Origin of the sequence: Pantoea sp. MHSD4 (assembly GCF_021043305.1) — a bacterium.
Classification (GTDB): domain Bacteria; phylum Pseudomonadota; class Gammaproteobacteria; order Enterobacterales; family Enterobacteriaceae; genus Pantoea; species Pantoea eucalypti.
This window is the reverse complement of record NZ_JAJNDH010000029.1, coordinates 1-799: the sequence shown is the minus strand read 5'-3', so window position 1 is coordinate 799 and position 799 is coordinate 1. Positions and strand designations below refer to the sequence as shown.

Annotated in this window: 1 protein-coding gene; it reads left to right on the top strand. The window is 51.8% G+C overall.

The window, feature by feature from the left end; genetic code table 11:
* Positions 1-799, top strand: a 799-nt coding sequence (tssI, locus tag LQK91_RS21920) for a type VI secretion system tip protein TssI/VgrG (RefSeq protein WP_231001692.1), incomplete at both ends; no start/stop codon positions are given.

The window sequence follows — 799 nt, the reverse complement described above, 5'->3', positions numbered from 1 at the left end:
GATCTGGACCGACCGCTACGGGCGGGTGAAGGTGAAGTTTCACTGGGACCGTCTGGCGAAGGGCGACGACACCAGCTCCTGCTGGGTGCGCGTCTCCAGCGCCTGGGCGGGCCAGGGATTCGGCGGGGTGCAGATCCCGCGTGTTAACGACGAAGTGGTGGTGGACTTTATCAATGGCGATCCGGACCGTCCGCTGATCATCGGCCGGGTGTATAACGAGGCGAGCATGCCGCCGTGGGCGCTGCCGGCGGCGGCGACGCAGATGGGCTTTTTAAGCCGGTCGAAGGATGGCACGGCGGACACGGCGAACGCGCTGAGGTTTGAGGATAAGGCGGGTGAGGAACACCTGTGGATCCAGGCGCAGAAGAACATGGATACCCATGTTAAAAATGATGAATCACACAGTGTTCTGAACAATCGCATGGTTTCAGTGGGTGCTAATAATGAGACCAGGGTAGAAGGCGACCATGCTCTCGGCACTCAGGGAAATAGTAAAACGCTGACAACGGGCAATCGTACTGAACAGGCCTTTGCTTCTTACACCATTGCAGCCGGAGACACTGTAAGGATCGAGTGTGGTCTGAGCGCGATTGAGTTAACTAAAGAAGGTGCGATTAATTTTTTTGGTAAAAATTTTAACATTACCGTCGATGGTAATGGAGAGATTAATACCAAAGGTGGTGATTTACATTTAAATCCGGAAGGAGGAAGCGCTGCAATAATTGCACCGGGTAGTGGACATAAAAATAAAATAAAAAGTGAAATTGAAAACTACTTTTCTTCATCAGCAAAAAATACC